General features: G+C 65.1%; 21 protein-coding genes and 1 tRNA gene. 2 read left to right on the top strand and 20 right to left on the bottom strand.

The genetic code is table 11. The annotated features are described in order from the left end of the window. The 6 genes from C1876_RS05580 to C1876_RS05555 all read right to left on the bottom strand — a co-directional run bounded on the left by C1876_RS05580 (position 1) and on the right by C1876_RS05555 (position 5,362). Positions 1-552, bottom strand: coding sequence for a DUF2975 domain-containing protein (locus C1876_RS05580; RefSeq protein WP_148044509.1), 552 nt, complete (start codon positions 550-552; stop codon positions 1-3). 1,551 nt (positions 553-2,103) lie between these two features. Further along, positions 2,104-2,180, bottom strand: a tRNA-Pro gene (locus tag C1876_RS05575). A gap of 135 nt (positions 2,181-2,315) precedes the next feature. After that, positions 2,316-3,476, bottom strand: coding sequence for an ABC transporter permease (locus tag C1876_RS05570; RefSeq protein ID WP_114545730.1), 1,161 nt, complete (start codon positions 3,474-3,476; stop codon positions 2,316-2,318). Beyond that, a complete protein-coding gene (locus tag C1876_RS05565; RefSeq protein ID WP_114545729.1) occupies positions 3,466-4,152 on the bottom strand; it encodes an ABC transporter ATP-binding protein in 687 nt (228 codons plus the stop codon). The genes C1876_RS05570 and C1876_RS05565 overlap by 11 nt, the downstream gene beginning before the upstream one ends. Positions 4,153-4,168: 16 nt before the next feature. Further along, positions 4,169-5,092 carry an efflux RND transporter periplasmic adaptor subunit gene (locus tag C1876_RS05560; protein ID WP_114545728.1) on the bottom strand — a complete coding sequence of 308 codons (924 nt, stop codon included), beginning with the start codon at positions 5,090-5,092 and terminating at the stop codon, positions 4,169-4,171. 33 nt (positions 5,093-5,125) lie between these two features. After that, entirely contained in the window at positions 5,126-5,362 is a 237-nt protein-coding gene (locus C1876_RS05555; protein ID WP_114545727.1) for a hypothetical protein, read from the bottom strand. 343 nt (positions 5,363-5,705) lie between these two features. On the opposite strand from C1876_RS05555, the gene C1876_RS05550 reads away from it, so the two are divergent. Both C1876_RS05550 and C1876_RS05545 read left to right on the top strand, forming a co-directional pair. Further along, positions 5,706-6,386: a response regulator transcription factor gene (locus C1876_RS05550; RefSeq protein ID WP_114545726.1), complete on the top strand. Its 681-nt coding sequence runs from the start codon at positions 5,706-5,708 to the stop codon at positions 6,384-6,386. Continuing rightward, entirely contained in the window at positions 6,379-7,713 is a 1,335-nt protein-coding gene (locus C1876_RS05545; RefSeq protein WP_114545725.1) for a sensor histidine kinase, read from the top strand. The genes C1876_RS05550 and C1876_RS05545 overlap by 8 nt, the downstream gene beginning before the upstream one ends. A gap of 42 nt (positions 7,714-7,755) precedes the next feature. Here C1876_RS05545 and C1876_RS05540 read toward each other — a convergent pair whose 3' ends face one another. The 14 genes from C1876_RS05540 to srtB form a co-directional block, all read right to left on the bottom strand. Beyond that, complete coding sequence (locus tag C1876_RS05540; RefSeq protein ID WP_114545724.1) at positions 7,756-8,184, bottom strand: PaaI family thioesterase; 429 nt, start codon at positions 8,182-8,184, stop codon at positions 7,756-7,758. Positions 8,185-8,293: 109 nt separating this feature from the next. Continuing rightward, positions 8,294-11,311 carry a bifunctional diguanylate cyclase/phosphodiesterase gene (locus C1876_RS05535; protein WP_244910052.1) on the bottom strand — a complete coding sequence of 1,006 codons (3,018 nt, stop codon included), beginning with the start codon at positions 11,309-11,311 and terminating at the stop codon, positions 8,294-8,296. A 47-nt stretch (positions 11,312-11,358) separates the two neighbouring features. Further along, positions 11,359-12,834: an extracellular solute-binding protein gene (locus tag C1876_RS05530; protein ID WP_114545723.1), complete on the bottom strand. Its 1,476-nt coding sequence runs from the start codon at positions 12,832-12,834 to the stop codon at positions 11,359-11,361. A gap of 146 nt (positions 12,835-12,980) precedes the next feature. Beyond that, on the bottom strand, positions 12,981-14,195 hold the full coding sequence (locus tag C1876_RS05520; protein WP_244910051.1) for a flippase-like domain-containing protein: 1,215 nt from the start codon (positions 14,193-14,195) through the stop codon (positions 12,981-12,983). A gap of 28 nt (positions 14,196-14,223) precedes the next feature. Beyond that, complete coding sequence (locus tag C1876_RS05515; protein ID WP_114545722.1) at positions 14,224-15,372, bottom strand: ATP-grasp domain-containing protein; 1,149 nt, start codon at positions 15,370-15,372, stop codon at positions 14,224-14,226. Further along, positions 15,369-17,081, bottom strand: a complete 1,713-nt coding sequence (locus C1876_RS05510) for a lysylphosphatidylglycerol synthase transmembrane domain-containing protein (protein ID WP_114545721.1) — start codon at positions 17,079-17,081, stop codon at positions 15,369-15,371. The genes C1876_RS05515 and C1876_RS05510 overlap by 4 nt, the downstream gene beginning before the upstream one ends. A gap of 135 nt (positions 17,082-17,216) precedes the next feature. Next, the gene (locus C1876_RS05505; protein ID WP_114545720.1) at positions 17,217-18,056 is read right to left on the bottom strand and encodes a J domain-containing protein; all 840 of its coding nucleotides are present in this window, start codon (positions 18,054-18,056) and stop codon (positions 17,217-17,219) included. A gap of 212 nt (positions 18,057-18,268) precedes the next feature. Then, on the bottom strand, positions 18,269-19,843 hold the full coding sequence (purH, locus tag C1876_RS05500; RefSeq protein WP_114545719.1) for a bifunctional phosphoribosylaminoimidazolecarboxamide formyltransferase/IMP cyclohydrolase: 1,575 nt from the start codon (positions 19,841-19,843) through the stop codon (positions 18,269-18,271). A gap of 173 nt (positions 19,844-20,016) precedes the next feature. Next, a complete protein-coding gene (locus tag C1876_RS05495; RefSeq protein WP_211309505.1) occupies positions 20,017-20,556 on the bottom strand; it encodes a cysteine hydrolase family protein in 540 nt (179 codons plus the stop codon). Continuing rightward, positions 20,546-21,535, bottom strand: coding sequence for an XdhC family protein (locus C1876_RS05490; protein WP_114545717.1), 990 nt, complete (start codon positions 21,533-21,535; stop codon positions 20,546-20,548). Before C1876_RS05490 ends, C1876_RS05495 begins: the two co-directional genes overlap by 11 nt. A 104-nt stretch (positions 21,536-21,639) precedes the next feature. After that, positions 21,640-22,251 (bottom strand): phosphoribosylglycinamide formyltransferase, encoded by a 612-nt coding sequence (purN, locus tag C1876_RS05485; RefSeq protein ID WP_114545716.1) that lies wholly within the window; start codon positions 22,249-22,251, stop codon positions 21,640-21,642. 4 nt (positions 22,252-22,255) lie between these two features. Then, a complete protein-coding gene (gene purM / locus C1876_RS05480; RefSeq protein ID WP_114545715.1) occupies positions 22,256-23,413 on the bottom strand; it encodes a phosphoribosylformylglycinamidine cyclo-ligase in 1,158 nt (385 codons plus the stop codon). An 89-nt stretch (positions 23,414-23,502) separates the two neighbouring features. Beyond that, on the bottom strand, positions 23,503-24,984 hold the full coding sequence (gene purF, locus C1876_RS05475; RefSeq protein WP_114545714.1) for an amidophosphoribosyltransferase: 1,482 nt from the start codon (positions 24,982-24,984) through the stop codon (positions 23,503-23,505). After that, a complete protein-coding gene (srtB, locus tag C1876_RS05470) occupies positions 24,981-26,072 on the bottom strand; it encodes a class B sortase (RefSeq protein ID WP_244910050.1) in 1,092 nt (363 codons plus the stop codon). The genes purF and srtB overlap by 4 nt, the downstream gene beginning before the upstream one ends. Positions 26,073-26,145: the final 73 nt, after the last annotated feature.

Genomic DNA, 26,145 nt, shown 5'->3' with positions numbered 1-26,145 from the left:
TCAAACCGTTTCATCTGTCATTTTCTGGAGCAGAGACCCATATTCGAAAACAAGGGAGAGACAAAGCATCAATACCCCCATGAAAAGCGCACCTAAGTCGACGCTTAGAGATAGACCGTTCACTCCGCCCGAATCAATATACGTAATATTATACGTGCCAACTTGAGCAATCATTGAAGTTCCTACAGAGAGAACCGCCTCGAGCACAACCTTCACGAACAAAAGGTAAGCGAGCAATCTTACCCTTCTTGCCTGCCTCTCATTGAAGGGTGCCAATCCTCCAACGATCTCTTTGAAAATGTCTGCAACCACCTTCAAGAAGGATATGGCCAGCAAGCAGGTCGGTATCCCATATATAAGCATCTTCACGCTGATCGAATACTGGAAAGGGTGGCCTAAAGCTATTTGTAAAAGAAATAGCGCAACCATCGACACAAGAACAAAAGCCACAAGAACAAGCAAAACCCGGCAAGTGGCAGCAACAACAGAACTTGCTTTCTCGACGCGGGAAAGAGAACGCTCGATTATGACAGTTTCATGATTCTCATCCACTCGGAATATCGCCACCAATCAGTCAAATTCCCAATTAATTGTTCAATTCTACAGGATTGTGAGAGATATGGCGATGAAAGCGAGTATTGGCTTTCACGCCATGAAAGCCAATACTGGAATAGAAAAAATCTTTCCGTTCGTAAGTAATCGAATCTACGCACCAAGCGTTACGCACCATCCGCCAGCGCTGGGACCGATTTTGAAACACATGCTCATAACCCCCGCATCCTCAGAATAGAACAACATATACTCAACACCCCCTTTCAGCGAAACGTGATTCTCATGCCATAGAAGTGCACTATTTGAATCCTATGCCATTTAAATAGAAACGGACATAGTTAATTATTGAATTGGTCATATTTTTAGAAGAGTCTCACGAAGTATGGAAGATATTTATGCAAAGAACGAATCGAAGGATCTGCGATCTACTTTCGTTCATCTAACACAAAGTGCTCTCAACTGTCATGATTCTCATTCACAGTACGCGGGGGACAAGCCGCTGCACGACGACCGTATGGAAGTCTACCGACCAAGAATTGTTTACCCGATCGTTAATCATTGCATTTTACTCCCAGAATGATGGAGACCGAAAGCTAGTCGAGAGGACCGCTTTAGACACTAAAAACCGGGGTCATATCCCTGAATGATTCACTGATGCCTCAATATGCGATCTTAGAAATCACACAGAGCGAGTTGCAAAAGCCTTTGTATTATTTTTCAACTATTAAGTAGTGATATTGCATTTGCAAATTTATTTATATTTATATCCGCAAAAAATATAAGTAATCGTATAAAGTTTTCTTGAGATCATTTCCTCGATAACACTTCGCCTATTGGCGTAGTGTCCGACACGCTTTTTCAACGACCTGTCTGTCGATCTGAAGGGAGCGCATTATATCAAGATTTTACGATAAGCCTGTCGCCATCCCTGAAACAGTGCCGATCGTTTGATCGCGGTTGAAACCCCCAGCACCAAACCTATGCAGATCAAGGCGTAGTTCGCCAAAGGCCTCGCTGACCGCGTCGGATCGAGAGAGGCGAGCGTGGCACGGACCAATGCTCTATCCCGATTTATAGAAGACCGGACCACGAGCAAGGAGGACGCAGCCTTAGCTGAGAAACTGGGAGTGCCGAACCTACCCTGCTACGACGACCTCCCAACAATCGGCGAGATTTGATCCCGTCGTACCGGCTCAACCGCCTGACCACTGAGCTTGCGGTCGCAGGACTAGCATTCGACGGCCTCCTCTCGCCGGCAGGTGCCGGAGCACCGTAGATCGCGCTCCTCGGCATGATCGCCGCCGCGTGCGCTCCGTGATCGAGATTGCGGATCAAAGCTGCCAGATCATCCCCGACAGCGCCGTCGAGCTGCTGTGCCTTCTTGCCCTATGCCTGAGAATCGCCTGCGGGCAGCGCGAGGTGCTCGCACCTCTCGCCTTGGCCGCAGCGGTTAACCGGAGCCAATTGAACCCTGATTGAACCCTTTTTTTCTGATTGAACCCTGGCGGAAAACAGAAAAGGCCAGCCGCAAACGGCTGACCTTTGATTTCGTGGTCGGGTTGACAGGATTTGAACCTGCGGCCTCTGCGTCCCGAACGCAGCGCTCTACCAAGCTGAGCCACAACCCGAAGTACTGCTTCAAGCAGCGACGGATATGATAGCACAACGAATTGAAAAGCAAAAGAAATATGCTCGACAATTTCGCATTTTCACCGTCGCTGCATCGGCATGCGGGACGCACGGCGCGCCCCGCATGCCCTGCCCTACTCCGTGCGCAGCGCCTCGATGGGGTTCTTGCGCGACGCGCGGTAGGCCGGGAAGATGCCGAACGCCAGGCCAATGGCCGTGCTGGCCGCCACGGCCACCCACACCACGTTCCACGACACGACGAACGTCATGCCCACCGTGTTCGCCAGCAGGCCGAACGCGATGCCCGCGCCGATGCCCAGCGCGCCGCCGATGACGCTCATGATGAGCGCTTCCAGCAAGAACTGCACGAGGATGTCCGAACGTCGGGCGCCGAGCGCCTTCTTGATGCCGATCTCGCGCGTGCGCTCCGTCACCGACACGAGCATGACGTTCATCACGCCGATGCCCGCCACCACGAGCGAGATGCCCGCGATACCCGCCAACAGCAGCGTCATCGTGTCGTCGATGTCGTCGCCGGCGCGCAGCATCTCGTCCTGCGAGACGACGTCGAACATGCCGGGGGCGATATTCGCCTCGCCCACGAGAAACGACCCGATGGCCGCCTTCGCCTCGTCGATGCGCTCCTGGCCGCGCGCCTTCGCGTAGAACGAGTCGATGGTGGCACCCTCCCCCATGCCCACCGCGGTGGAGAAGGGGATGAGGGCCACGTTGCCTGTGGTGAGGCCCATCGACTGGCCCTGGTCTTCCAGCACGCCTACCACGGTGAACTCGTCGCCGTCGAGCTTGACCTTCTGGCCCACCGGGTCGGCGGTGCCGAACAGCTCGGCCGCCACGTCGGAGCCGACGACGATCACCTTGCTGCGGTTCTCGCGGTCGACGGCGTTGAGGTTGCGGCCGCTGAGCAGCTTGAGGTTGCGCACGCGAAGGTAGTGCTCGTCGGTTGCCTCGACGAACGCCTTGTTCGACACGGTGGAGCCCACCGAAAGCTTCTTGGCCAGCGTTTTGGAGGGCGCGGCGCCGTCGAGGGACTCCAGCTCGCCGATGCGCGCCAGGTCGTCGTAGCCGAGGTCGCCCTGGTACACGTAGGTGGACAGCGCGTCGCCGCCCAGCTCCTTCATCTTGTTCTGCACCTGCTGGTTCGAACCGTCGCCGATGCCCACGAGGATGATCACCGACGAGATGCCGATGATGAGCCCCAGCATGGTGAGCGCCGTCCGCAGGCCGTTTTGGAACACGGCCCGCACGGCCGTGCGGGCGAGATGGCTATACCGCATGACGCCCCCTTTCCATTTCCTGAATGAGGCCGTCGGCGATGCGCACGACGCGGTCGGCCTCTTCGGCGAGTTCCGGATTGTGCGTGATGAGCACGATGGTTTGACCTTCGGCGTGCAGGCGCTTGAAGACGTCCATGATTTCCACGCCCGTGCGCGAATCGAGGGCTCCGGTGGGCTCGTCGGCCAGGATGATCTCGGGCTTGCACACGAGCGCGCGGGCGATGGCCACGCGCTGCTGCTGCCCGCCCGACAGCTGGCTGGGCAGGTGGTGCTCGCGGCCCGCAAGGCCCACCTGGGCAAGCTGCATGCGCGCCCGGGCGTCGGCTTCCTTCGCGCGCACGCCCGTGTAGCTGAGCGGCAGCTTCACGTTCTCGAGCGCGGTGAGCTTGCCCAACAGGTTGAAGCTCTGGAAAATGAAGCCGATTTTCTCGTTGCGGATGGCGGCCAGGCGGTTGTCGGACAGCGACCCCACGTCGATGCCGTCGAGCTGGTACGTTCCCACGTCGGGCACGTCGAGCAGCCCGAGGATGTTCATGAGCGTGGATTTGCCCGACCCCGACGGACCCACGATGGCGATGAAGTCGCCCTTGCGAATTTCGAAGTTGACCCGGTCGAGGGCGCGGATAGTCTCGCCGCCCATCTCGTAGGTCTTGCCTACGCGTTTCAGACGAATCATGCGTGCATCTCCCGTCCTAGGATGCGACAACGGACACGGCCGCCACGCCGTCGGCCGCAGCCGCCATGTCGCCGTCGCCGCCGCCCGCCTCGTTGAGCACCACGCTGTCGCCCTCACGCAGGCCTTCGCCGGACACCTCGACGGTGATGCCGTCGGTGATGCCGGTGGTAACGGGCACCGGCGCGGTTTCGCCGGTCTCGGCATCGTACACGTTGACGAACTTGTCGTCGCCCGCGCCGTTGACGGCGCTCACCGGCACGGTGAGGACGTCGGAGGCCTCGGCCACGGTGATGGAGAGGTTGGCGGACATGCCCAGCTTGATGCTGCCGTCGTTGGGCACCCGCACGGTGACGGTGAACTTGGAGCCGGTCGCGCCGTACGTGCCCACCTCGTTGATGTTGGAGATGACGCCGTCGTAGACGCGCTCCTCGTCGGCGCCGAGCTTCACCTTCACCGTCTGGCCCTCGGCGAGCGAGGCGAGGTCGGTTTCGGACACGGGCAGCACGATGGACACGTCGTCGATGCGTTGCACCTCGATGAAGTGGTCGTCCTTCGTCACGGCGCCCTTGTTCTTCTCGGGCAGCGAGGATGAGGTGACCACGAGGTCGTAGGGCGCCGTCCACGTTTCGCCGTTGGCGTACGTCACGAGCGTATCGCCGGCGGCGACGCGCTTGTTGAGCGGGGCGTCGAACGACTCGAGCCAGTGCCAGCTGTCGGCGGGCTTGAGCTTCTCGGTGGCGAGCGGCTTCACCTCGCCGACGCCGGTGACGGTTCGCTCGAGCGAGCCGCGCAGGACGGGCATGGTGGCGGGCGGCGTGCTTTGCGGCTCTCCCGCCAGCGACGGGGCGATGTCGTCGCCGAACAGGAGCCAGGCGGCCATGCCGCCCACGACGGCAAGCAGCAGCACGATGACGAGGGCTTTTCCAACGGTGCTTTTCACGATGGTCTTCCTTTCGCGTTCTCGGGGAGGAGGTTAGGCTTCGTTGTTGTCTTTGGGAACCACGGTGATGATCTCGCCGTTTTTGCCCTCGGTTGGCAACGGGAGGCTGGGGTCGTCCGCGACGGCGCCCTCGGGAATCACCTTGCCGTCCTGGGTGGTGGCATTCGCACCGCCCGCCAGGCCCATGGTTTTCACGACAAGCAAACCTCCCAGCACGACGATGATGGCCACCAGCACGCCAACGATGATTTTGAACCCCTTGGATTTCATGGTTCGTCTCCTTCTTGCGCAATTGATGCGCATCGCTTCGATCACTTCACGGCGGCCAGTCTAGCGAAGGACGGCTTAAAACTTCCTGAAATGGAGGAAAGAGGGAGAGGGGGACCGGGGAGGCCCCCTGTTGCGCCTGGTGGGGCGTGGGTGGACAAGGATGGGGATACTCAGGCGCAAGGGGAGATGGGGGACCCCCTGTTGCGCCTGGTGGGGCGTTGGTGGACAGGATGGAGCTTTCCCAGGCGCAAAGGGAGAGATGGCTTTCCCGGGCGCAAGGGCTTCCGTTTCAGGAAGGGTTCAGGGAGGGGGTGGTAGAATGGGCGCACGAAGGAGGAGGCTTATGAAACTGCTGATCGTGGAGGATGATCGCCTCCTTTCCCAGGCGCTTGCCCGCAGCTTGGCCGACGCGTACGACATCGACCAGGCGTTCGACGGCGAAGAGGGGTTGTTCTACGCCGCGCAGGACGTGTACGACCTCGTCGTGCTCGACGTCATGCTGCCCGAGCGCGACGGCTTCTCCGTGCTCGAGGCGCTGCGCGAGCGCGACGTGCGCACCCCCGTGCTCATGCTCACCGCGAAGGGCACGACGGCCGATAAGCTGCGCGGCCTGCGCTCGGGGGCCGACGACTACCTCACCAAGCCCTTCGACCGCGACGAACTGCTCGCGCGCATCGAGGCCATCCTGCGGCGCAGCACGGGCCGCCCCGACGTCACCACCATCACGTTCAAGGACCTCGTGCTGCACACGCAAACCAAGCAGGCCGCCCTTGCCGGCGAGCCGCTGGCGCTCAAGGGCAAGCAATACGACATCCTCGAGTACCTGGTGAGCCATCGGGGCAGCCTCATCTCGAAGGATCGTCTGTTCGACAAGATCTGGGGGTTCATGTCCGACACGTCGTCGAACGTGGTGGAGGTGTACGTGAGCGCGCTGCGCAAGGCGCTCGCGCCCTCGGGCTACGACCGCTACATCACCACCATCCGCGGGGCCGGCTACCTGTTCACCGAGGAGGACCATGACTGAGCGCACCCTCATGCGCCGCGAGCTCCTCAAGCAGACGGTGCTGCTGTTCTTCGTGTTCACCCTGCTGTTCGCCCTGTTGGGCGTGGGCATCTACTCCATGGTGAGCGCGAGCATCTACCAGACGGCCGACAACGACCTGGAGGACCTCAAGGCCGACCGCAACATCATGACCGTCGACACGTCCCTCAGCAGGTCCGCCGCCGTCGCAGCCGACGAGGCGAGCGACGCCGCGGAAACGGAGGTCGACGACCTGTCGTATTCCATCCAGCAGAATATCGTGGACGTGAATCCGCAGTTCATCACGCTGCTGCGCGACGAGAACGGTGCCCTGCTCGACACGGTGGGCCTCTACGCCACCTACCCCGCCTTCCTGGCCGACATCCCCTTCGACGCGCGCGACCTCGACCGCATCTACGACACCTCGGCCGGCGGGCACGCCTACCGCGGCATCTCTTACGAGCTGAACGACGGCGAGACCGTCGCGTACATGCAGGTGCTCGTCAACGTGGATTCCGAGCTGGCTATCCTGGACAGCTTCACGCGCACGCTTGCCATCTACCTGGCGGCCGCCGTGGTGGTGTCGGCCGCCGCAAGCTACCTGCTGTCGCGGCGCATGCTCAAGCCCATCGTGGAGAACTGGCGCGCGCAGACGGAATTCGTGCAGAATGCCTCGCACGAGCTGCGCACCCCGCTCGCCATCATCCAGACAACCGGCGAGCTGCTGCTCGACCATCCGGACAAGCGCATCGTCGACCGCTTCGAGGACGTGAACACCATCACGTCCGAGACGAAGCGCCTCAGCAGGCTCGTGGACGACCTCATGGCGCTCTCGCTCGACGACGCCGGGCGCACCACCCTCGTGCCGAGCGTCGTGGACGTCGACGCGCTCGTGCGCGACGTGGCCACAGCCTACGAGGACTTCGCCACGCTGCAGGACAAGCAGCTGCGCGTGGACGCATCGTTCGGCGGCACGGTGAACGCCGATGCCGACAAGCTGCGGCAGCTGCTGGGCATCCTGCTGGACAACGCCCTCAAGTACACGGCAGCCGGCGACGAGATCGTGGTGAGCACGCGGGCCGACGCGCGCTCGGCGGGGTCGAAGTGCGTCATCGCCGTGGCCGACACGGGTTGCGGGATCGACCCCGAGGATCGCGAGCACGCCTTCGAGCGGTTCTACCGCGCCGACAAGGCCCGCTCGCGCGAGACGGGCGGCTACGGCCTGGGGCTGTCGCTGGCGCAGCGCATCGTCGAGGCGCACGGCGGCACCATCGCCCTCGAGGCGAACGAGCCGCGCGGCACCGTGGCGCTCATCACGCTGCCGCGCTAGCGCGGCATCCGCCAGCGCACCTTCCGCCCGCACTCCGCGGCGTTAGCGTGCGGCGGCGCGCTCCTGCTCTTTCTGGTCGAGATAGGCCAGCGACACGATCTTCGTCATGATCGTGCCGTCGGACACCACGTCGCCCGCGTCGTCGAGGGCCACGACGTTCCAGTACTGCTTGACGGCGCCCGTGCGCTCGGAGGTCTCCTCGCGCTCGAGCTCAGCCACGCCACGCAGGGCGCCCGCCTTCCCGCTCTTGCGATGGCGCACGTGCACGTCGATGCCGAAGGGGCGCTCCTTGTCGAAGTCGGTGTTCTGCTCGGTGCCGATGCTCGCCGCCGTTTCCAGCAACGCGATAGTGGCGCCGCCGTGCAGGTAGCCGTGCGGCTGGAACAGGTCGGGCGTGATGGGCATCACGCACTCGACGCGGCGCTTGTCGGCCGAAACGGTTTCGATGTGCAGCAAATCGGTCAATGCCATGGAAGGGCCTCCTTCGTCAAAGCCGCCGCAGGCGGCTTGCGCGCTCGTTTTTCGTCAAGTATACCCGTCCCGCCGAAGGGCGGCACCGGGCAGTCCGGCGCAGCCGTCCCTAGCGGCGCGTGCCCAGGCTGCGGATGAGGTGCTTGACGTCGTCGTCGATGTCGCGCGGCTCAGGCGCGGGACGCCCGGTCAAAAAGCCCTGCGCGTAGTCGGCGCCCAGCTCGTGCAGCGCGCGCAGCTCGGCTTCGGTCTCGATGCCCTCCGCGATGATGCGGATGCCGCGATCGTGCGCGTAGGTGATGAGGTTGCGCGCGATGTCCTGATGGTCCCGCATGATGTCGATGTCGCGCACGATGTCCATGTCGATTTTCACGAAGTCCACGTGGTAATCGAGCAGCGCCGTCTCGCCGTTGAAGCCGCTGCCGAAGTCGTCGATGGCCAGGCGCGCGCCGAACCGCCGCGCGAGCGCCTCCTTGTACAGGGCCATCTCGCGGCTGTAGTCGCTCTCGGTGATCTCGATGACGAGGTGCTTGAGCAGCTCGGGGTAGCGTTCGAACAGCACGAGCTCGTCGTCGGACGACAGCCGTTGCGTGGCGATGCTGTTCACGAACAGCGTGGCATCGTGCGCGTCGGGATAGCGCGAGAACGCGTCGAGCGCGCCGAAGAACGTGAGGTGCTCCACCCGGTAGAGCTTCGACTGCGAGCGCGCCAGCTCGAGCACCCGGTCGGGCGTGGGAATGGACTCCATGCGCGAGCGCATGAGCGCCTCGTAGGCCACCACTTCGCCCACGCGCATGTCCACGATGGGCTGGAAATGATAGTCGACGAGCTCTTCCTCGAGCAGGCGGTTGAGGTCCTCCTTGCCGTTCACGATGAACGACTTCTCCTCGTAGCTCGCGCGATCGAACGCGTACAGATCGCCCTTGCGGCTGCTCTTCGCCAGGTACATGGCGAAGTCGGCGTATTCGCGCAGGTGAGCGTAGTCGGTGGCGTCCTGCGGGTAGAACGACATGCCCATGGACGCGCGCACCTTGAGCGTCTTGCCGTCGGGTGCCGCCATCATGGTGGCGTCGAGCGCCGCGCGGAACTGCTCGAACAGCGCCTCGACCGCCGCGCGATCGGGGCACACGTCCACGAACACGAGGAACTCGTCGCCGGAGATGCGCGAATAGTAGCCCTTGCCCTTGAACGACTCGTCCACCACGCGGCTGGCTTCCTTGATGTACAGGTCGCCCCAGTCGTGGCCGTAGATGTCGTTGATGAACTTGAGGTTGTCCAGGTCGAGCATGAGCATGGCGGCGAACGCGGGCGGGCGCTCCTGCAGCAGCTCGGTGACGTCCTGCTCGAACGCGCGACGGTTGAACAGCCCCGTGAGGATGTCGTGGTCGCGCTCGTGCTCGATGCGGCGACGCGTCTCGATCTCGTGCGTCACGTCCTCTACGAGGCCCAGCACGCGGTCGTGCTCGCTGCTGAGCACCACCACGAGGCGCACCCACGAGGTGCGGTGCGGGCCCGAGATGAGGTAGCGTCCCTCCCCCTCCACTTCGGCATAGGGTTTGTACCACTGCATGAGACGATTGAACTCCTGCGGCGACAGCGTGCCCGAGGCGATGCGCGCAGGATCGAAGTATCCGTCCTCGGGCGCCTCGAGCACCGCGAGCGTGGCGAAGAACCCGTCGGTGAAGGTGATGGTGTCGGTGCCTTCGGTGTACTCGAACGCGCCGATGCCGCGATCGGACAGGCGCAGGATACGCGACAGGCGCGATGCGGCCGACGCCACCTCGGTGCCCATCGATTCGATGGCCTCGGACAGCTCGTCGACCTCCACGATGCCCGTCGGCGTGAACGCGATGGGCTGCTCCGGCTTCGCCGCGCGCACTTCGGCCATGAGATGGCGCAGGCGCGACGACGACACCCAGGCGGTGATGACGGCTATCAACAGGCCCACCACGAGCGACGCGACGAACACCGCCGTCAGGTTCCGCGCCAGGGCGTTCGACGCCGAGAACAGCTCGTCCTCGCGCTCGAGGCCCACGAGGGCCCAATGCTCGCTGGCGAACGGCGACGTGCTGTCGTACAGCTTGATTTCCGTTGCGCCGGCGATGGCGCGCTCCTCCGAAGACGAGGCTTCGGCGGGGTCCACCACCATGGACCCGTTGTCGCCAACCGATGCGGTGAACGAACCATCCTCCAGGTAGAGGCTCTGCGTCGCGCCCGTCGTGGCGAGCGCTTCGTAGCTGCGCTCGACGCCGGGCAGTGGCGTGACGCCGCCGTCGCGGGCGAACCCGCCGTCTTCCCCCGTGACGGCCAGCACGTAGGAGCCGTTGCCGCTCTCGTTGAGGTCGCGGTACGGGAAGAACGACGCGATGCGGTCCACCCGCACTTCCACGCCGATGATGCCCACGATGCCGCCCTGCGCATCGCGGATGGGCTTGCTGTACGTGATGGACGAGGTACCGGCCCAGCCGAGATCCACGGGACGTCCCCAGTATCCCAGGTCGCTCGCGTCGGCATCGGGATACTGCTCGGCGGCGCGCAGCGGTTCGTAGTAGAACGCGCTTTGCAGGTCGCCCTCGGCCGCGAGGGGGAACGTGGCGGACCACATGCTGTCGAGGGTGATGCCCAGCTGACGCCCGACGCTGATGGGGCAGGCTGCCAGCATGAGGTCGGAGCCGTTGCTCACGTCCACCTTCGGGTTCGAGTCGCGAATGTACAGCGCCGAGCGGCTGTCGGACGCTTCGTTCGCGCCGTCGGTCAGCACGAGATACGCGCCGTCCACTTCGGCGCGATGGGAGTACGATAAGAGGTCGTCAGATGCCGCCTCGATGATGGAGATGGCCAGATCGGAACCCGTCTCGACATCGGCTGCCGTCGCCCCGTTCGCCGCCAGCGTCGCGTTGATGTCGGCCGTCACGCTTTCGATGACGGGGTCGAAGTCCGACCAGCGGAAGATCATGTCGTTCTCGAGGTAGCCCGCCCGGCTTGCCACGCGCTCCGAGAACAGGTCGTAGGCGTCAGCCTCCATCTGCCCGAACATCTCGCTGCGCACGAGCACCGCGACGCAGACGAAGCCCTGAATGGCCAACGCCACGCAAAAGGGCAAAGCGACGAGGATTTTGAACGTCACTCCCCGCCGCTTGGCGCCCCGCTTCTTTCGTTTGACCGAAGTCAATCTTATGCAATCGCTCCCTTAAGCTGGGTGGTCAAATCGGCCAGCCATGCATCGAACACGGCATCTTCCAAATAGGGCGCCACTGCTTCTTCGGGCGAAGTGCCCGCGGCCACTGCTTCCGCCACGGCCGTGCGATCGGCCATGGCCTTGTCCGACAGCGAGCGCTCGAGCACGGCGCGCGCCTCGACGCCGCCCTTGAACGGCGGATTCGCGTACACGCCGGCCTCGATGGTGTCGAGGGTTGCCGGCAGGTTCACCAGGTAGTTTTCGGATGCGCCCTCAATCGACTTCGCCGCCGCCTCGAGATTCTCAAGCGTGAGCGCGTCCTTCGTGACGGGCACGTAGCCGGCGCTCACCGAGAAGTCGGTGTTCTGCTCCTTCGCGGTGAACCACTTGAGGAATTCGGCGCAGGCCGTTTCCTTCTTCTCGTCGGACTTCGTCACCACGAACCCGGCGCCCTGCTGCGGCGCGCACGGCTGGCCGCCCTCGAAGGACGGATCGGGCAGCGCGCCGAGCTCGATGGGATAGCTCGTCTCGTCGTCCACCGTCACGGTTTGCGGGAAGTACACCACCGAAGACGACGACCCGACGTAGCAGATGAGGTCGCCCGTCTTCACGGCGTCGGAGCGGAACTTGCCCTCGGCCGAGAACCATCCCTGCACCATGGGCACGTAGTAGTTGTCCCACAGCTTCTTCATCGTGGCGCGATCGAAATTGAGGGTGCAGGTGCCGCCCTCGATGTTCAGAATTTCATGACCGAGCTGCTTCGAGCCGGTGATCAGGTAGTTCGCCATCGCGTCGCGGCCGAAGAAGGGGCGTCCGTCGCCCACCACGTCGGGCGTCTGGGCGTCGGTCCACTCGTAGTAGCGCTGCGCCACCTTCGTGACGCCCTCGATGGTGCCCAACTCGTCGAGCGAGGTGCCGGTGGCGTCGGCGAACGTCTGGAAGTCGGTCATGTTGATTTGCAGCGTCTCGGTGGACTTGCCCACGGGGAACACCTTGAGGCCGCCGTTGCCGTTGAGGTCGCCCTCGGCGAGGAAGCTGTCCACGAAGCCGGCCTTCTCCTCATCGGTGAAGTAGCCCGACAGGTCGGCCACCATGCCCAGCTCGTCGATGACCGAAGCCGTGTCGGAGTACGACAGGAACGCGTCGGGCATCGAGGCGGAACCCACGAGGCCCTGCGCCGAATCGGTGACGGCGGAGGCGAGGTCGTTCACGCCGCCCTGGCTCGAACTGGTCACCACGATGCCGAGGTCTTTGCCCTGCGTGGCGTTGAAGTCCTTCACGAGGTCCTCGAAAGCCTGCTGCTGCGTGCCGTTGTAGTACGTCCACAGCTCGACCTGCACGGGATCGGACGGATCGAGCACCGACGCGACGGGCTCTTCCGCCGCTTCCGGCGCCCCCGCGCAACCGGCAAGCGCCAGCGCGCCCGCAAGCGCGAAGGTTGCACCGGCGCGCAGGACGTTCTTCTGTTTCATAGCTCCCCCACCCATTCGCGGACGGCCTTCGTGACCGTCCTTTGCATCCTGCCATTTTAGGACATAGGGGGACGAGGCGCAGTATCAACTTATGATTGAGGGTCGAACGCAGAGATTGCGCGTGCCGAGTGGGGCGTTGGAAGCCCTCAGCGGTCGACGGGGGCCTCGTCGGGCTTGGGAGCCTCGTCGGACGCGGGCGCGGACACCGGCTCGGATACGGGCGCTTGCGGCGCAGGAGACACGGGCACGGGCGCTTGCGGCGCGGGGGCCACTTCGTTGTCGAGGCGCTTCGCCATGACGGCGGCGCTTTGCAGCGAGCCCTTCCCTTTCCCCTTCCCCGCTCGGCTGACGCGCTTCGCGTCGTGCTTGAACGTCTTGGTGGTTTGGATGAGGATGGCGCCGATGAGGAACGGCATCCAGAACACGATGCCGCGGTACACGAGCGCGATGGACAGGCCCGCCGCGCCCGATACGCCGAACGACGTGAACGCCACCACCACGGCCGCTTCCACGACGCCCACGCCCTGCGGCGTGATGGAGATCATGGCGAACAGCGTTGCCACCACGTACCCGCAGATGAGCGCTTCAGGCGAGTACGCTCCGAACGCGACGCCCACGAGGCTGAAGCAGGCCAGCTCGCAGGCGCTTGCCGCGATGGAGCAGCCGAACGCCTTCGCCGTGGTTTTGGGGTTGTGGGCGATGAGGCCGGCCGCGTCGGAGAACGACCCCACCACGCGCTCGACCCACGGATCGAGCGGCTTCTTCTTGAAGCGCACGAGCACGCGATCGACGAGGCGCTCCACGGGGCGCAGCGCCTTGAGCACGAGCGCCGGGCGCTTGCGTCCCAGCACGAGGATAAGCACCATGACGCTGACCAGCAGAATAACCAGCAAGCCCAGCAAGAACCACACCGGCGACAACCCCACGCTGGCCGCCAAGATGACGAAGCCGATGAGCATGATGGTGGCGAAGCCCGAGTCCACGGTGATCTGCATGAGCAGCGCCGCGCTCGTGGCCCTGCCGGGCGCGATGCCGCGGCGTCGGGCGTCGTCCACCACGAGGGTGGTGCCGGCCAGGTTGAGCGACGGCGCGATGGTGTTCACGAAGAACGTGCCGAACACGAGCGGCAGCGTCTCGCGCGGGTTCATGTGCTCGTCGACGGCCTCGAAGCAGAAGGAGTACGAGAAACTCTGCGCGAAGTACTTGCCCAGCTGCGTGCACACCGCCGCGATGAGCGGGATGACCGCGCCCTTCTTGATGGTGTCGATAAGCTCCACCAGCTGATCGCCGCGCAGCAGCACCACGGCAAGCACGATGACGATGACCAGGCCTATCAGGAGGTTTCGGATATTGAGCTTCACCGCATGACCGCGCTTGCCGCTCCCCCGCCTAGCGGAGGAACTCCTTGAGGTCGGAGCGCATGAGGAAGTCCAGCTCGTCGGCCGAGGAGGCGTCCGTCTCGAGGAACAGGAAGCCGTAGTTGCCCACGCGCTTCACATCGAAGGGTCGCATGTCCAGCACGTGCGAGAAGCGGCTGAGGAACGCGTCGTAGTCGAACGTCTCGTCGCCCGTAGCGTCGGCCGGCGCGTTGAGCAGCGACATGGAGTACACCTTGTCGGCCTTGTCGGCGAACACGGCGTCGAAATCGGGCGCGTCGTCCTCGAGGAACGCCTGGTAGGTGCGGTACCCGTAGCCGTACCAGCTCACGTCGGTGCCGCCGAGGCCCGCGAAGCGCAGCGGGTTGAACTCGATGGGGCTCACGTGACCGTGCTCCTCGCGCACCTCCACGTGCACGGGGAAGTTGCGCACGCCGATGAGCGCGTTCACGCGGTCGAGCCACGAGGTGAACATCGTGGACGTGTCGCGCACGATGGCCGCACTCGTGCGGTACATGCGGTCGCTCGTGTCCTCGGGCGAGACGAAGTCGTGGCGCAGCACGTTGAGGATGTGCGCGCGGCCCGTCTCGTCGAAGTACGCGTCCAGCGCGTACTCGGTGCCGTCGATGTAGCCCTCGAGGATGAACGACCCGGCGCCGATGACGCTTTCAGGATACATGTCGTGCCAGGTGGAAGCGTTGTTCTGGATGTCGGCCAGGGCGCGCTCCCAGTCCTCGCGATTCTGGATGGCGTACACGCCCATGCTGCAGAAACCCACGGAGGGCTTGAGCACGAACGGCACGGGCAGCTGCGAGAAATCGAGCTTGAACAGCTCGTCCACCGAGCAGGTTTTGAAGAACAGGTCGGGATCGAGGCCCGCGAGCGCCGCGCGCATGGCCGCCTTGTCCTTGAACAGGGTGATGCCGCGCGTCAGGCTGTCGTTGTGCGTGTTCTCCACGATCCAGGCCAGGGCGTTTTCGGAGTTCGTGTACACGCGCTCGCCCGCGTCGATGCGGCGGGCCGCCTCTTCGGGCGTCACCAGATTGAGCGCATGCCCCTCGGCAATCGCACGCGTGAACGCGCTGTCCAGCACCGGGTGCTGCGACTCCTCGAGCCAGGCGATCAACGGTTCGGACACGTACGGCTCATCGAGCACTATCATTGCGACTCCTTTTTCTCTGGTGCGGATTCGGCGACGGACAGCCCCGCGACGCCCGCGGGCGACACGACGACATCTTCGCCAAAGGGAAGTATACCCTCCCGCTGAGCTTGTCGGCTGATTTCCGCGCCTTTTTCAGCACGCTGTTCCCAACCCGTTTTCCTCTTCGCGCGCCCCTGATCGCGCCGCTCGGCACGTCGCGCCGCAAGGGCGGCGCCCCTGCCGGTGCGCACGTCTTCGCCTTCGCCCGAAGCGGCGCGCTCCCTGCGCGCCTCGTTCCACGCATGGAACCGGTTCAGGTTCTCATGGAACTCGCTCACGAGGCGCGGGGCGTCGTCGCGCGGCACGATGGGCCGGTCGAACGCATCGCGCTTCCAGAACAGCAGGCACAGCAGCACGAGCGCCGCCACCGCCACCTGCACGGTGTTCACGTAGAGGAATTCAGCGCCCGCCAGCAGCACGAGCACGCCCAGCGTGAGCGCCCACGCCGTGCGGAAGCGCAGGATGAGCCCCACGGCCAGCACGATGAGCACGACGCTGCCCACGATAAGCGCCGGCCCGATGAGCAGGCCGCCCATGTTGATCCACTCGGTGAGCGCCATGAACGGCTCGAACGTCTGCGGGATGAGCGCGAGCCCCATGTTCACGAGGCCCACGATGAGCACGAGCGTGCCCAGCACCCAGGCGGTGTCCTTCGCGCGCTGCTCCTCGGTGGGGCTCTTCTTGTCCGCGAAGAAGCCCGACTGCGACAGCAGCAGCGCCCCGATGCAGAACGGCACCCAGAACATGATGCCGCGGTACACGAGCGCGATGGCCGTGGCCGTGGCAAGCGAGCACCCGTGTGCCGTGAGGATGGCCGCGATGGCGGCTTCCACCACGCCCACGCCCTGCGGCGTCGGGCTGAGGATCACCGAGATGGCCGCCACGGCGAACGCCGCCACGAGCGCGGCCACGTTGTCGAACCCGAAGGCGTAGCCGATGGCCACGAGGCACGCCATGTTGAGGATGGCCGAGAACGACGCGTACGCCACGGTGACCAGCGTGCCCTGCGGGTTCTTCGCCAGAATGCCCGCCGACGAGATGAACGAGCCCGCCATCTTGCGGCCCCACGCCGGCTTGAGGTGCTTCTTCGCGAGGCCGAGCATCTTGTTGACCAGCTTCTCGATGCCGATGAACAGGCGGAACAGCATGCGCGGCTTGCGGTAGCCCACCACGAACATGCTGGACAGCACGGCCAGCACGGCCGCGAGCGCCAACCCGCCGATGAGGAACAGCGTGTTCATGCTGCCGGACAGCAGCATGGTCAGAAAGCCGATGATGGAAATGACGAGGATGGCGGCGAAGTAGCCGATCTGCGAGAGGATGGCGCCGCTGGTGGACGTGCCGGCGTCGGCGCCCGTGCGGTGCGCGTCGTCGATGATGAAGGCGACGCCCGTCGCGCCCGAGAACAGGCAGAACGTGTTGATGAAGACGAGGGAGAAGATGAGCACGACGTTGTGCCAGAAGCCGGTTTTATGCCCGACGGCCTCGAACGCCGCATCGTAGGACGCCGCCTGCACGAGGTGGCGCGCCAGCATGAGCACGGTGGCCACGACAAGCGGCACGAGCGCCCCGGTTTTGAGCGTGGCGAGGAAGCTTGCCAGGTAGTCGGCGTTCGCGATGAGAAAGCACACTGCGACGATGCCGATGACAAGCAGCAGCGCTTTCTTCAACCAGCGACCCCCTTCGAGCCCTTCGACGAACCATGACGGAATGATTCAGTATAGCATGATGGCAACGTTCGCAACGGGTCGCCGGAACGACACCACGCGCTTGCCATCAGCCCGAAGCTGCCCGATGATACGCCGTTAGGACGCGGCGCGCTTCGCCACGCGGTAGAGACGCGCGAGGTTGCGCACGTTCACCACGTCGAACAGCACGGCGATGAGGAACGCCACCGCAAGCCCGATGGTGACGGCCCCCTGACGCGGCGCGATCATGAACACGAGGGGCGCGCCGAACAGGGCCAACGGGACGATGAGGCCGATGAGGCACGAGCCCACGCGCTTCCACAGCCCGTAGATGATGGAGATCATCACGTAGAGGAAGAGGCCCGTCGCAGCGGTTTCCAGCAGCATCGATGCCGCCAGCACGGCCACCTTGCCCGCGATCATGAGGCCCTCGCGCTGGAGGTCGCGCTTCACTTCGGCAAGGGCTTCCTGCGGCGTTTTCTGCGGTTGAGCCGCCGCGCGGAACGGCGCGAAGGGATCGAACGGGTCGAAGGGCTGCCCGGTGGGATTGCCCGTGCGCGGCTCGTCCCACGACGTCCACACGTACGTGGTTTGCCCGCGGGTACCCTGACCGGGCGCCGAGCCGGTACCGGCCCCCTGCGTGAACGGCCAGCCGGCGAACGGGTCCTGCCCCGCGCCGCTGTAGGGGTTCTGCGTCGGATGCGCGTAGGGGTTGCCCGCGTAGGGACGCGGGTCGCGGCGCGGGTCGAACTCGGGCGTCCACGAGCGGTTGAGCAGGACGTCGCGCGCCTCGTTGATGCGCTTGGTGAACTCCTCGGCCTCGGCGCGCTCGGGGGAATCGAGGGCGAACTTGTCGGGATGGTGCGCGATCACCAGTTTGCGATGGGCCTGTTTGACCTCGTCATCGGTCGCGCCGTCTGATAGCCCCAGGGTTTTGAGCGCTTCGGATTTCTTCATGCCCCCACTTTACGTTACGGCAACACCCCCGATGATCCCTACCCATTCGCCGTTGCCTTCCCGTCAAAGAACGTCCATAAAAGACCGTGCGCATGTCCGAGACTTATTATCGGTCGAAAAACACGCCTCAGCGCTGTTTTCCGTGTTTTTCGGGCGATGATTGGGGCAAAGCCAGGGGCGGCCTCCCGAAGGAGGCCGCCGGAACCTGGTGCTTAGTGGCGGAAGTGGCGGTGGCCGGTGAAGACGAGCGCGATGCCGTGCTCGTCGGCGGCGGCGATGACTTCCTCGTCGCGGATGGAGCCGCCCGGCTCGATGACGGCCGTCACGCCGGCTTCGGCCAGCGCATCAAGGCCGTCGCGGAACGGGAAGAACGCGTCGGAGGCCGCCACGGCGCCCTTCGCTTCCTCGCCGGCCTGCTCGACGGCGATGCGCGCGGAGTTCACGCGGTTCGGCTGGCCGCCGCCCACGCCGATGGTGGCGTGGCCCTTCGTGATGGAGATGGCGTTCGACTTGATGGACTTGCACACCTTCCACGCGAACAGCAGCTCGGCGAGCTCCTCCTCGCTGGGCTGGCGCTTCGTGGGCACGGTGAACGTCGCGGGGTCCTCGGCCACGGCGTCGGAGTCCTGGCACAAGAGGCCGCCCTCGACGGCGCGGTACTCCACTTCCCCGCCGGCCGGGTTCACGCCGCCCGTGGACAGGAGGCGCGCGTTCTTCTTGGCGCTGTACATGTCAAGCGCATCGCCCGCGAACTCGGGAGCGATGATGGCCTCGACGAACTGCTTGTTGTCGAAGATGGCCACCACCACGTCGGAGGTGACGGGGCGGTTGAACGCCATGACGCCGCCGTAGGCGCTCACCGGGTCGCACGCATGCGCGCGCTGATAGGCCTCGACGAGGTCGTCGTTCTGGCACACGCCGCAGGGCGTGAGGTGCTTGACGATGACGCACGCGGGCTCGTCGAACTCGCGCACGGCCGTCCAGGCGGCGTCGAGGTCGAGGTAGTTGTTGTAGGACAGCTCCTTGCCCTGGTGCTGCTTGGCGTGGGCCAGGCTGTGCGGGGCGTCCGCGTAATCGTCGCGACGGTAGAACGCGGCGCTCTGGTGCGGGTTTTCGCCGTAGCGCAGATCCTGCACCTTCGACAGATGCAGCGTGCGGTTCACGGGGAACTTCACGTCGCCCTCGTCCTTGAGCTGGGCGCCCATCCACGCGGCGATGGCACCGTCGTAGGCCGCCGTGGTCTCGAACACATCGAGGGCCAGCTTGGCGCGCGTGTCGCGCAAGGTGGCGCCGTCGTTGGCGCGCATCTCGGCCAGGATGGCGTCGTAGCTCTCGGGGCGCGTGACCACGGCCACGCTCTCGAAGTTCTTCGCCGCAGAACGCAGCATGGACGGACCGCCGATGTCGATGTTCTCGATGCAGGTGCCGAAGTCGGCGCCGCTCTCCACCGTCTTCTCGAAGGCGTAGAGGTTCACCACCACCATGTCGATCATCTCGATGCCGTGCTCGGCCGCCTGGGCCATGTGGGACTCGTTGTCGCGCTTGGCCAGCAGGCCGCCGTGCACGCGGGGGTGCAGCGTCTTCACGCGTCCGTCCATCATCTCGGGGAACTGCGTCACGTCGTCGATGGGCGTGACGGGCACGCCGGCGTCCTTGAGCGCGCGGGCCGTGCCGCCCGTCGAGATGATTTCCGCCCCGAACTCGTCGACGAGCGCGCGGGCGAAGTCCGCAACGCCGCTCTTGTCCGTGACGGACACGAGCACGCGCTTGACCTTAGGATTGCTCATATGGCCTTACATCCTTTCCACTTGTCTGCGGCTGAACGGCACCGTGCCCCCAGCCTCCTTCGACGCATGGTACCACCCGCGTGCGCCTGCGAGCATCCCGACGAGGGCATATCCCGCAAACGTGCACGAGGGGCGGTGTGCGAGGCGCGCAAGACCATGTGCGGCGACGATGCCTACACGAGGTCGTCGAGCGGGGCCACGTGCGCGTAGCGGCCGTCCCAGATGTCGTCTTCGAAGTAGGCGGTGAGGGCTTCGCCCGAGGCGAAGGCCGAGTCGAACGTGGTGACGCCTTCGCGCGGGACGGTGACGTCGTAGCCCAGCTCGAAGGCCACCTTCACCGACACGTCGAAGCAGAACTCGGTCTGCATGCCGCACATGACGAGGCGCTTCGCGCCGAAGGATTGCAGCATCTCGTGCAGGCCCGTGCGCCGAAACGCGCTGTTGAAGCGCTTGCTCACGCACGGCTCGCCGCCCTGCGGCGCGATGGCGGCATACGCCTGCCACCCGTCGGTGCCGCGTTCGAGCTCGTCGCCCGCTCCCCCATCGTGCAGCACGTACACCACGGGCACGCCGTTGCTGCGGCACGCGTCGATCAGCGCGCTCACCGCGGTGATGAAGCCTTCTTCGTTGGACGGGTGCTTCGCGACGAGCGCCGTCTGCACGTCGATGACGATCAGCGCGTCGTAGGCACCGTCCTGCACGCTAGCGGCCAAGGCTCTTCTCGTGACGCTCGCGGGCCTCTTCGCTGTACCGCTGCCGGTAGCGCACGTCCACGAGCTCGGCCACGATGGCGATGGCCAGCTCGGCGGGCGTCTTCGCCCCGAACTTCAGGCCGATGGGACGCTTGACGCGCTCCCAATCCTCCTCGGTGGCGCCGCTGCTCAGCACGAGCTCGTGCACGCGGTCGTTCTTGCCCGCGCAGCCCATCATGCCGACGTAATGCACGTGGTGTTTCGTGGCCCACACGCATCCTTCGGGGTCGAACATGTGGCCGCGCGTCAGCACGCACACGTAGTCGTCGGGCGCCGCGCTCAGCGTGTCGAGCGCGTCGAAGTTGCCGCCGGGCAGCACGATGCGCTTCGCCGCCGGGAAGCGCTGCTCGCTCACGTACGCCGGGTCGTAGTCCACCACCGTCACGGCGAAGCCCACATGGTCGGCCAGCGCCGCCACCTCGCTCGCGGCGTCGGACGCGCCGAGCAGCCACACGTGCACCTGGTCGAACAGGGGCACGCTGGCCCAGGTGAGGCCCTCGAACTGCTCGTTGTGCATCGAGGGGCCGCGCGTGACGTCCTTCATCTGGAACATGTCGCGCGGCGAGTACGGGCGCGACGCTGCAAGCTCCTTCGCATCGTTGCAGAAGAACACGAGCGGCTCGCCGTCGGCGGAACCCACGTCGCCGTACTTCTTCGTCACCTCGTTGTCGGTGTTGCGCTGCGCCTCGTCCGCATCGTAGACGATCTTGAAACCGAGCCATGCAAGGTCGCCTTCGTCCATCGCGCGCAGCGCACGCTCGAACGTGGGAATGTCGTCGGCCGTGAGGCCTGCCGCGATCACGTCGAGGTAGGACGGGTCGACATGGCTGTTGCCCTCGGTGGCCTGCGCCGAGAAGCACGGGAAGTCGGCCGGCGTGAGCGACGGGGTGCGACCCGCTTGGAGGTCGGCGATGATGCGAGCGAGGATGTCTTTGATCATGGAAACTCCTTGTTCGACAGGTAGGGGCGACGAGCTTACGCGCGGAGGGGGCGGTTGACCTGCGAGTCCGTCCGCGCGTTTACGGTTGGAGGGGGTGGAAGCGACTAGCTCAGGTGCACCTTGCGGTCCTCGCCGACGCTGACGCGGCCTTCGGCGAGCAGACGCAGCACTTCGGGGTACAGGACGTGTTCGGCCGCGTGGATGCGTTCCTCGAGGGTGTCGAGGGTGTCGTCCTCGCGCACTTCCACCGCGCGCTGCGCCACGATGGGGCCCTTGTCGTAGTCCTCGTTGGCGAAGTGCACGGTGATGCCGGTCACCTTCACGCCCGCATCGAAGGCCTCCTGAATGGCGTGCGCGCCCTTGAACGAAGGCAGCAGCGCGGGATGCAGGTTGAGCACGCGGTCGGGGAACGCGTCGAGCATGACGGGCGTCACCTTGCGCATGTACCCCGCCATCACCACATAGTCGGCGCCTGCGGCGCGCAGCTCGTCCACGATGCGCGCGTCGGCGGCCTCGACGTCGGCGTACACGTCGCGGTTGAGCGCCACGACGTCGATGCCGGCCGCCCGTGCGCGCTCGATGCCGTAGGCATCGGGGCGCGACGAGATCACCTTGACGATGTCGACGGGCAGCCCCTGCGCCGCCGCGTCGATGATAGCCTGCAAGTTCGTGCCGCTGCCGGACAGCAGCACACCGATTTTCAGCGGCTCGGTCATGGCCTTACGCCTCCGCGTCGGCGCCGAACCCGTACAGCGCGCCCTCGTTCGCGTAGCGCACGGCGCCCTCGCCGGCAACGATGCGGCCGACGCGGTACGTGGTCTCGCCCGCTGCGGCCAACGCCGCCTCGACCTCGTCCACGCGCGCGGGATCGACGATGAGCACCATGCCCAGGCCCATGTTGAACGTCTTGAGCGCCTCGGCCTCGTCGAGATGCGCCGCGTCGCACACGAACGACGCGATGGCAGGAATGGGCCACGTGCCCAAATCCACTTCGGCATCGCACGTCTTCGGCAGTGCGCGGTCGAGGTTCTCGGAGATGCCGCCGCCCGTGATGTGCGCGAGCGCGCGCACGGCGTCCGGGCAGGCGTCGAGCACGGCGCGCACGGGCTTCACGTAGATGCGCGTGGGTTCCAGCAGCGCGTCCTGCAGGCTGCGTCCGTCCAGCTCTTCGCGCTCGATGCGCAGCTCGTAGTGGGTCTTGCCCTCCACGCACACCTTGCGGGCGAGCGAGTAGCCGTTGGAATGCAGGCCGCTCGAAGCGAGGCCGATCAGCACGTCGCCCTCGCGCACGGCGGCCGGATCGAGCATCTTGGTGCGATCCACCACGCCCACGCAGAAGCCGGACAGGTCGTAGTCGTCGGGGTCCATGACGCCGGGGTGCTCGGCCATCTCGCCGCCGATGAGCGCGCAGCCGGCCTGCTTGCAGCCCTCGCCGATGCCCGCCACGATCTCGGCCACGTTCTCGGCCTTGAGCTTGCCGATGGCCACGTAGTCGAGAAAGAACAGCGGCTCGGCGCCGGTGGCCAGGATGTCGTTCGCGCACATGGCCACGAGGTCGATGCCCACCGTATCGTGCTTGCCGGCCAGCTGCGCAACCTTGAGCTTCGTGCCCACGCCGTCGGTGCCGCTCACCAGCAGCGGGTCGTCCATGTTCTTGGCCGCCGCGATGGAGAACAGGCCGCCGAAGCCGCCGATGTCGCCCACCACTTCGGGACGGTACGTGTCGTGCACGACGCTCTTGATAGCCTCGACGGCGCGCGCGCCCTCGGCCGTGTCCACGCCCGCCTGCGCGTAGGTCACCGCATCTTCGTCCATCCAGCTGGGCATATGCGGGCCGTCATCGGTCTGCGCTGCGTTTACGGTAATTCTCTCGGTCATCTCAGCTCCTTGTGCCGTATCGTCCATGTCGGGGCGATCCCCTGTGTTGCTTTACCGGTCGTGCTCGTACGTGATGCGCGGCGCCGCGTCTAGGATGGCGCGCCTGCGCCGTCGGGTTCGTCGAAATCCTTCTTCGTGAGAAAGCTCTTCTTGGCCACCGCGTCCGGGATGGCCACCGGGTAGTCTCCTGTGAAGCACGCGTCGCAGAACCCCTGATGACGGGCGTTCGGAACGGATGCGCGCAGGCCTTCGAGCGAAATGAAGGCGAGCGAGTCCGAGCCGATCCACGCGTTCATCTCGTCGTTCGTCATGTTCGCCGCGATCAGCTGGTCGCGCGTGTCGGTGTCGATGCCGTAGAAGCACGGCCACAGCACTTCGGGGCTCACGATGCGCAAGTGCACCTCGGCAGCTCCCGCGTCGCGCAGCATCTGCACGAGCTGCTTCGACGTGTTGCCGCGCACGATGCTGTCGTCGATGACCACGAGGCGCTTGCCCTCGATCACCGAGCGCAACGGATTGAGCTTGAGACGGATGCCCAGCTGACGCATGGCCTGCGTCGGTTGGATGAACGTGCGTCCCACGTAGCGGTTCTTCACGATGCCGTCGGCGTACGGGATGCCGCTCTGATACGCGTAGCCCATGGCCGAGGGCACGCCCGAGTCGGGCACGCCCAGCACGAGGTCGGCCTCGACGGGCGCTTCCTGCGCGAGGATGCGGCCCATGCTGCGGCGGGCCTGGTACACGCTCTGGCCGTCGATCACGCTGTCGGGCCGCGCGAAGTACACGTACTCGAAGATGCAGGCCGCGCTCTCGCCCGCCGGCACGCCCTGCTCGGCATGCATGCCCTCGCTGTTGAAACGCACGATCTCGCCCGGTTCGACGTCGCGCAGGTACGTGGCGCCCACGATGTCGAGGCCGCACGTCTCCGACGAGACCACCCAGCCGCGGCCGTCGGGCAGCTCGCCGATGCACAGCGGGCGGATGCCGTTCGGATCGCGGAACGCGTAGAGGGAATCGGGGCTGGCCAGCACCATGGCGTAGGCCCCCGACAGCTCCTCCATGGCGCGGCGGATGCCGTTGCGCAGGTGGTGCGTGGCCTGCGTCACCTGGCCGATGGCCTTCGCGGCCACCTCGCTGTCGGTGCCGGAGCGGAACTGCACGCCCTCGTCGATGAGGTGCGTGCGCAGGGCGTTCGTGTTGATGAGCGTGCCGTTGTGCGCAAGCGCGATGAGCACGTCGTCGATGGCCGAGATGTGCGGCTGCGCGGCTTCCCACGACGCGGCGCCGCCGCTCGTGGAGTACCGCGCATGGCCCACGGCCACGAAGCCTTCGAGCGCGGCCAAGCTGGCCTCGTCGAACACCTGCGTCACGAGGCCGAGATCCTTCGCCACCATGATGGTTTCGCCGTCGCCGACGGCGATGCCGGCGCTCTCCTGCCCGCGGTGCTGCAGCGCCTGCAGGCCGAAGCAGGTCATGCGCGCGACGTCTTCGCCGGGCGCGTACACGCCGAATACGGCGCACTCTTCTTCGAGGCGGTCGGGTCTGTCGCCCGGCAGGATCGAAGTGCTCATGAAGCGATCTCCTTTTCGGCAGAATCGATAGCGTCGGCAGCGTCGGGATCGACGACGTCGCCGGCAGAAGGATCGATTGCATCGCCCGATGCGCCCACGGTGCTGTTGGCCACGTAGGCGTACAGCACGTAGCGTCCGTCGGTGGGCAGGTTGTCGCAGGTGGCAAGCGCGAACGTGTGCGCGATATCGGCAGCTTCGGGAATGTCGGAAGCGGCCACCACCGAGCGGTCGATCTTGTCCTGCACGTAGGCCACGCGCTCGTCCCCGTCGGTGAACTGCGTTTGCGCAAGCGGGTCGTCGGCATTCACATGCACGAGCGCGAACGTGTTCAGCTGGAAGTTGCCCTCGGGCGTGAGGATGTACACGGTGCGATGATCGTTGAACTGCGCGGCGTCGCTGAAATCGGCGAGGCACGCGAACATGGAACCGTCGTTCAGATGGTGCCCGTACACGATGTTGTTCGGGTCCGAGAAGTCCGCGCTGTTATCGGCGGACAGGAAGATGGCGCCGAACGTGGCAATCCATCCCTCCGAGCCCTTGAAGTCGTGCGTGAGGTACTTCACGTCGTCGGTGGTTTGCACGATGGGATAGTTCACCACGGTGCCGGGGATGTAGATCCACCCCACCGTATCGGGGTTGATGGCCTTGAGAGCGTCCCAATCCACCGTGAAGTCGGCGAGCGAGGCGCCCGCCAGGTCATCGGGGGGCGTGAAGCCCTCCTGCGCGACGTCGTTGTAGGTTTGCTGCCCCTGCCAGTAGCTGTAGCCGATGACGCCAAGCGCCGCAAGCGCCACGACGAACACCACGAGCGCGATCCAGAACACGACGCGCCACGGGCCGCCCTTCTTCTTGTTCGGGCCCTGCTGCTGATACGGATTGCCGTACGGGGCGCCGTGCCTGCCGTGGCCGGCCTGCACGGGGCGATAGGCGGATTGCTGCGGGACGGCGGGACGGTAGGCGCCCGGCTGTGCGCCCGCGCGTCCGTGCGGCGCGGCGCCCCTCGGCGCCTGTTGCTGCGCAGGTCGCCCATGCGATCCGCGGTCAGGATACTGTCGGTACTCGGGCATGTCCACCTTTCGGATGATCATCGAACGGCGGATTCCGCCGTCGCCAGACCCCTATCATAATAAACAAACGCCCCCGAAATGGGGGCGCAATGTA

This window comes from Eggerthella sinensis, assembly GCF_003339815.1.
GTDB classification, from domain to species: Bacteria; Actinomycetota; Coriobacteriia; order Coriobacteriales; family Eggerthellaceae; genus Eggerthella; species Eggerthella sinensis.
The sequence above is the reverse complement of the archived record's forward strand: the minus strand, read 5'-3'. Positions and strand labels throughout refer to the sequence as shown.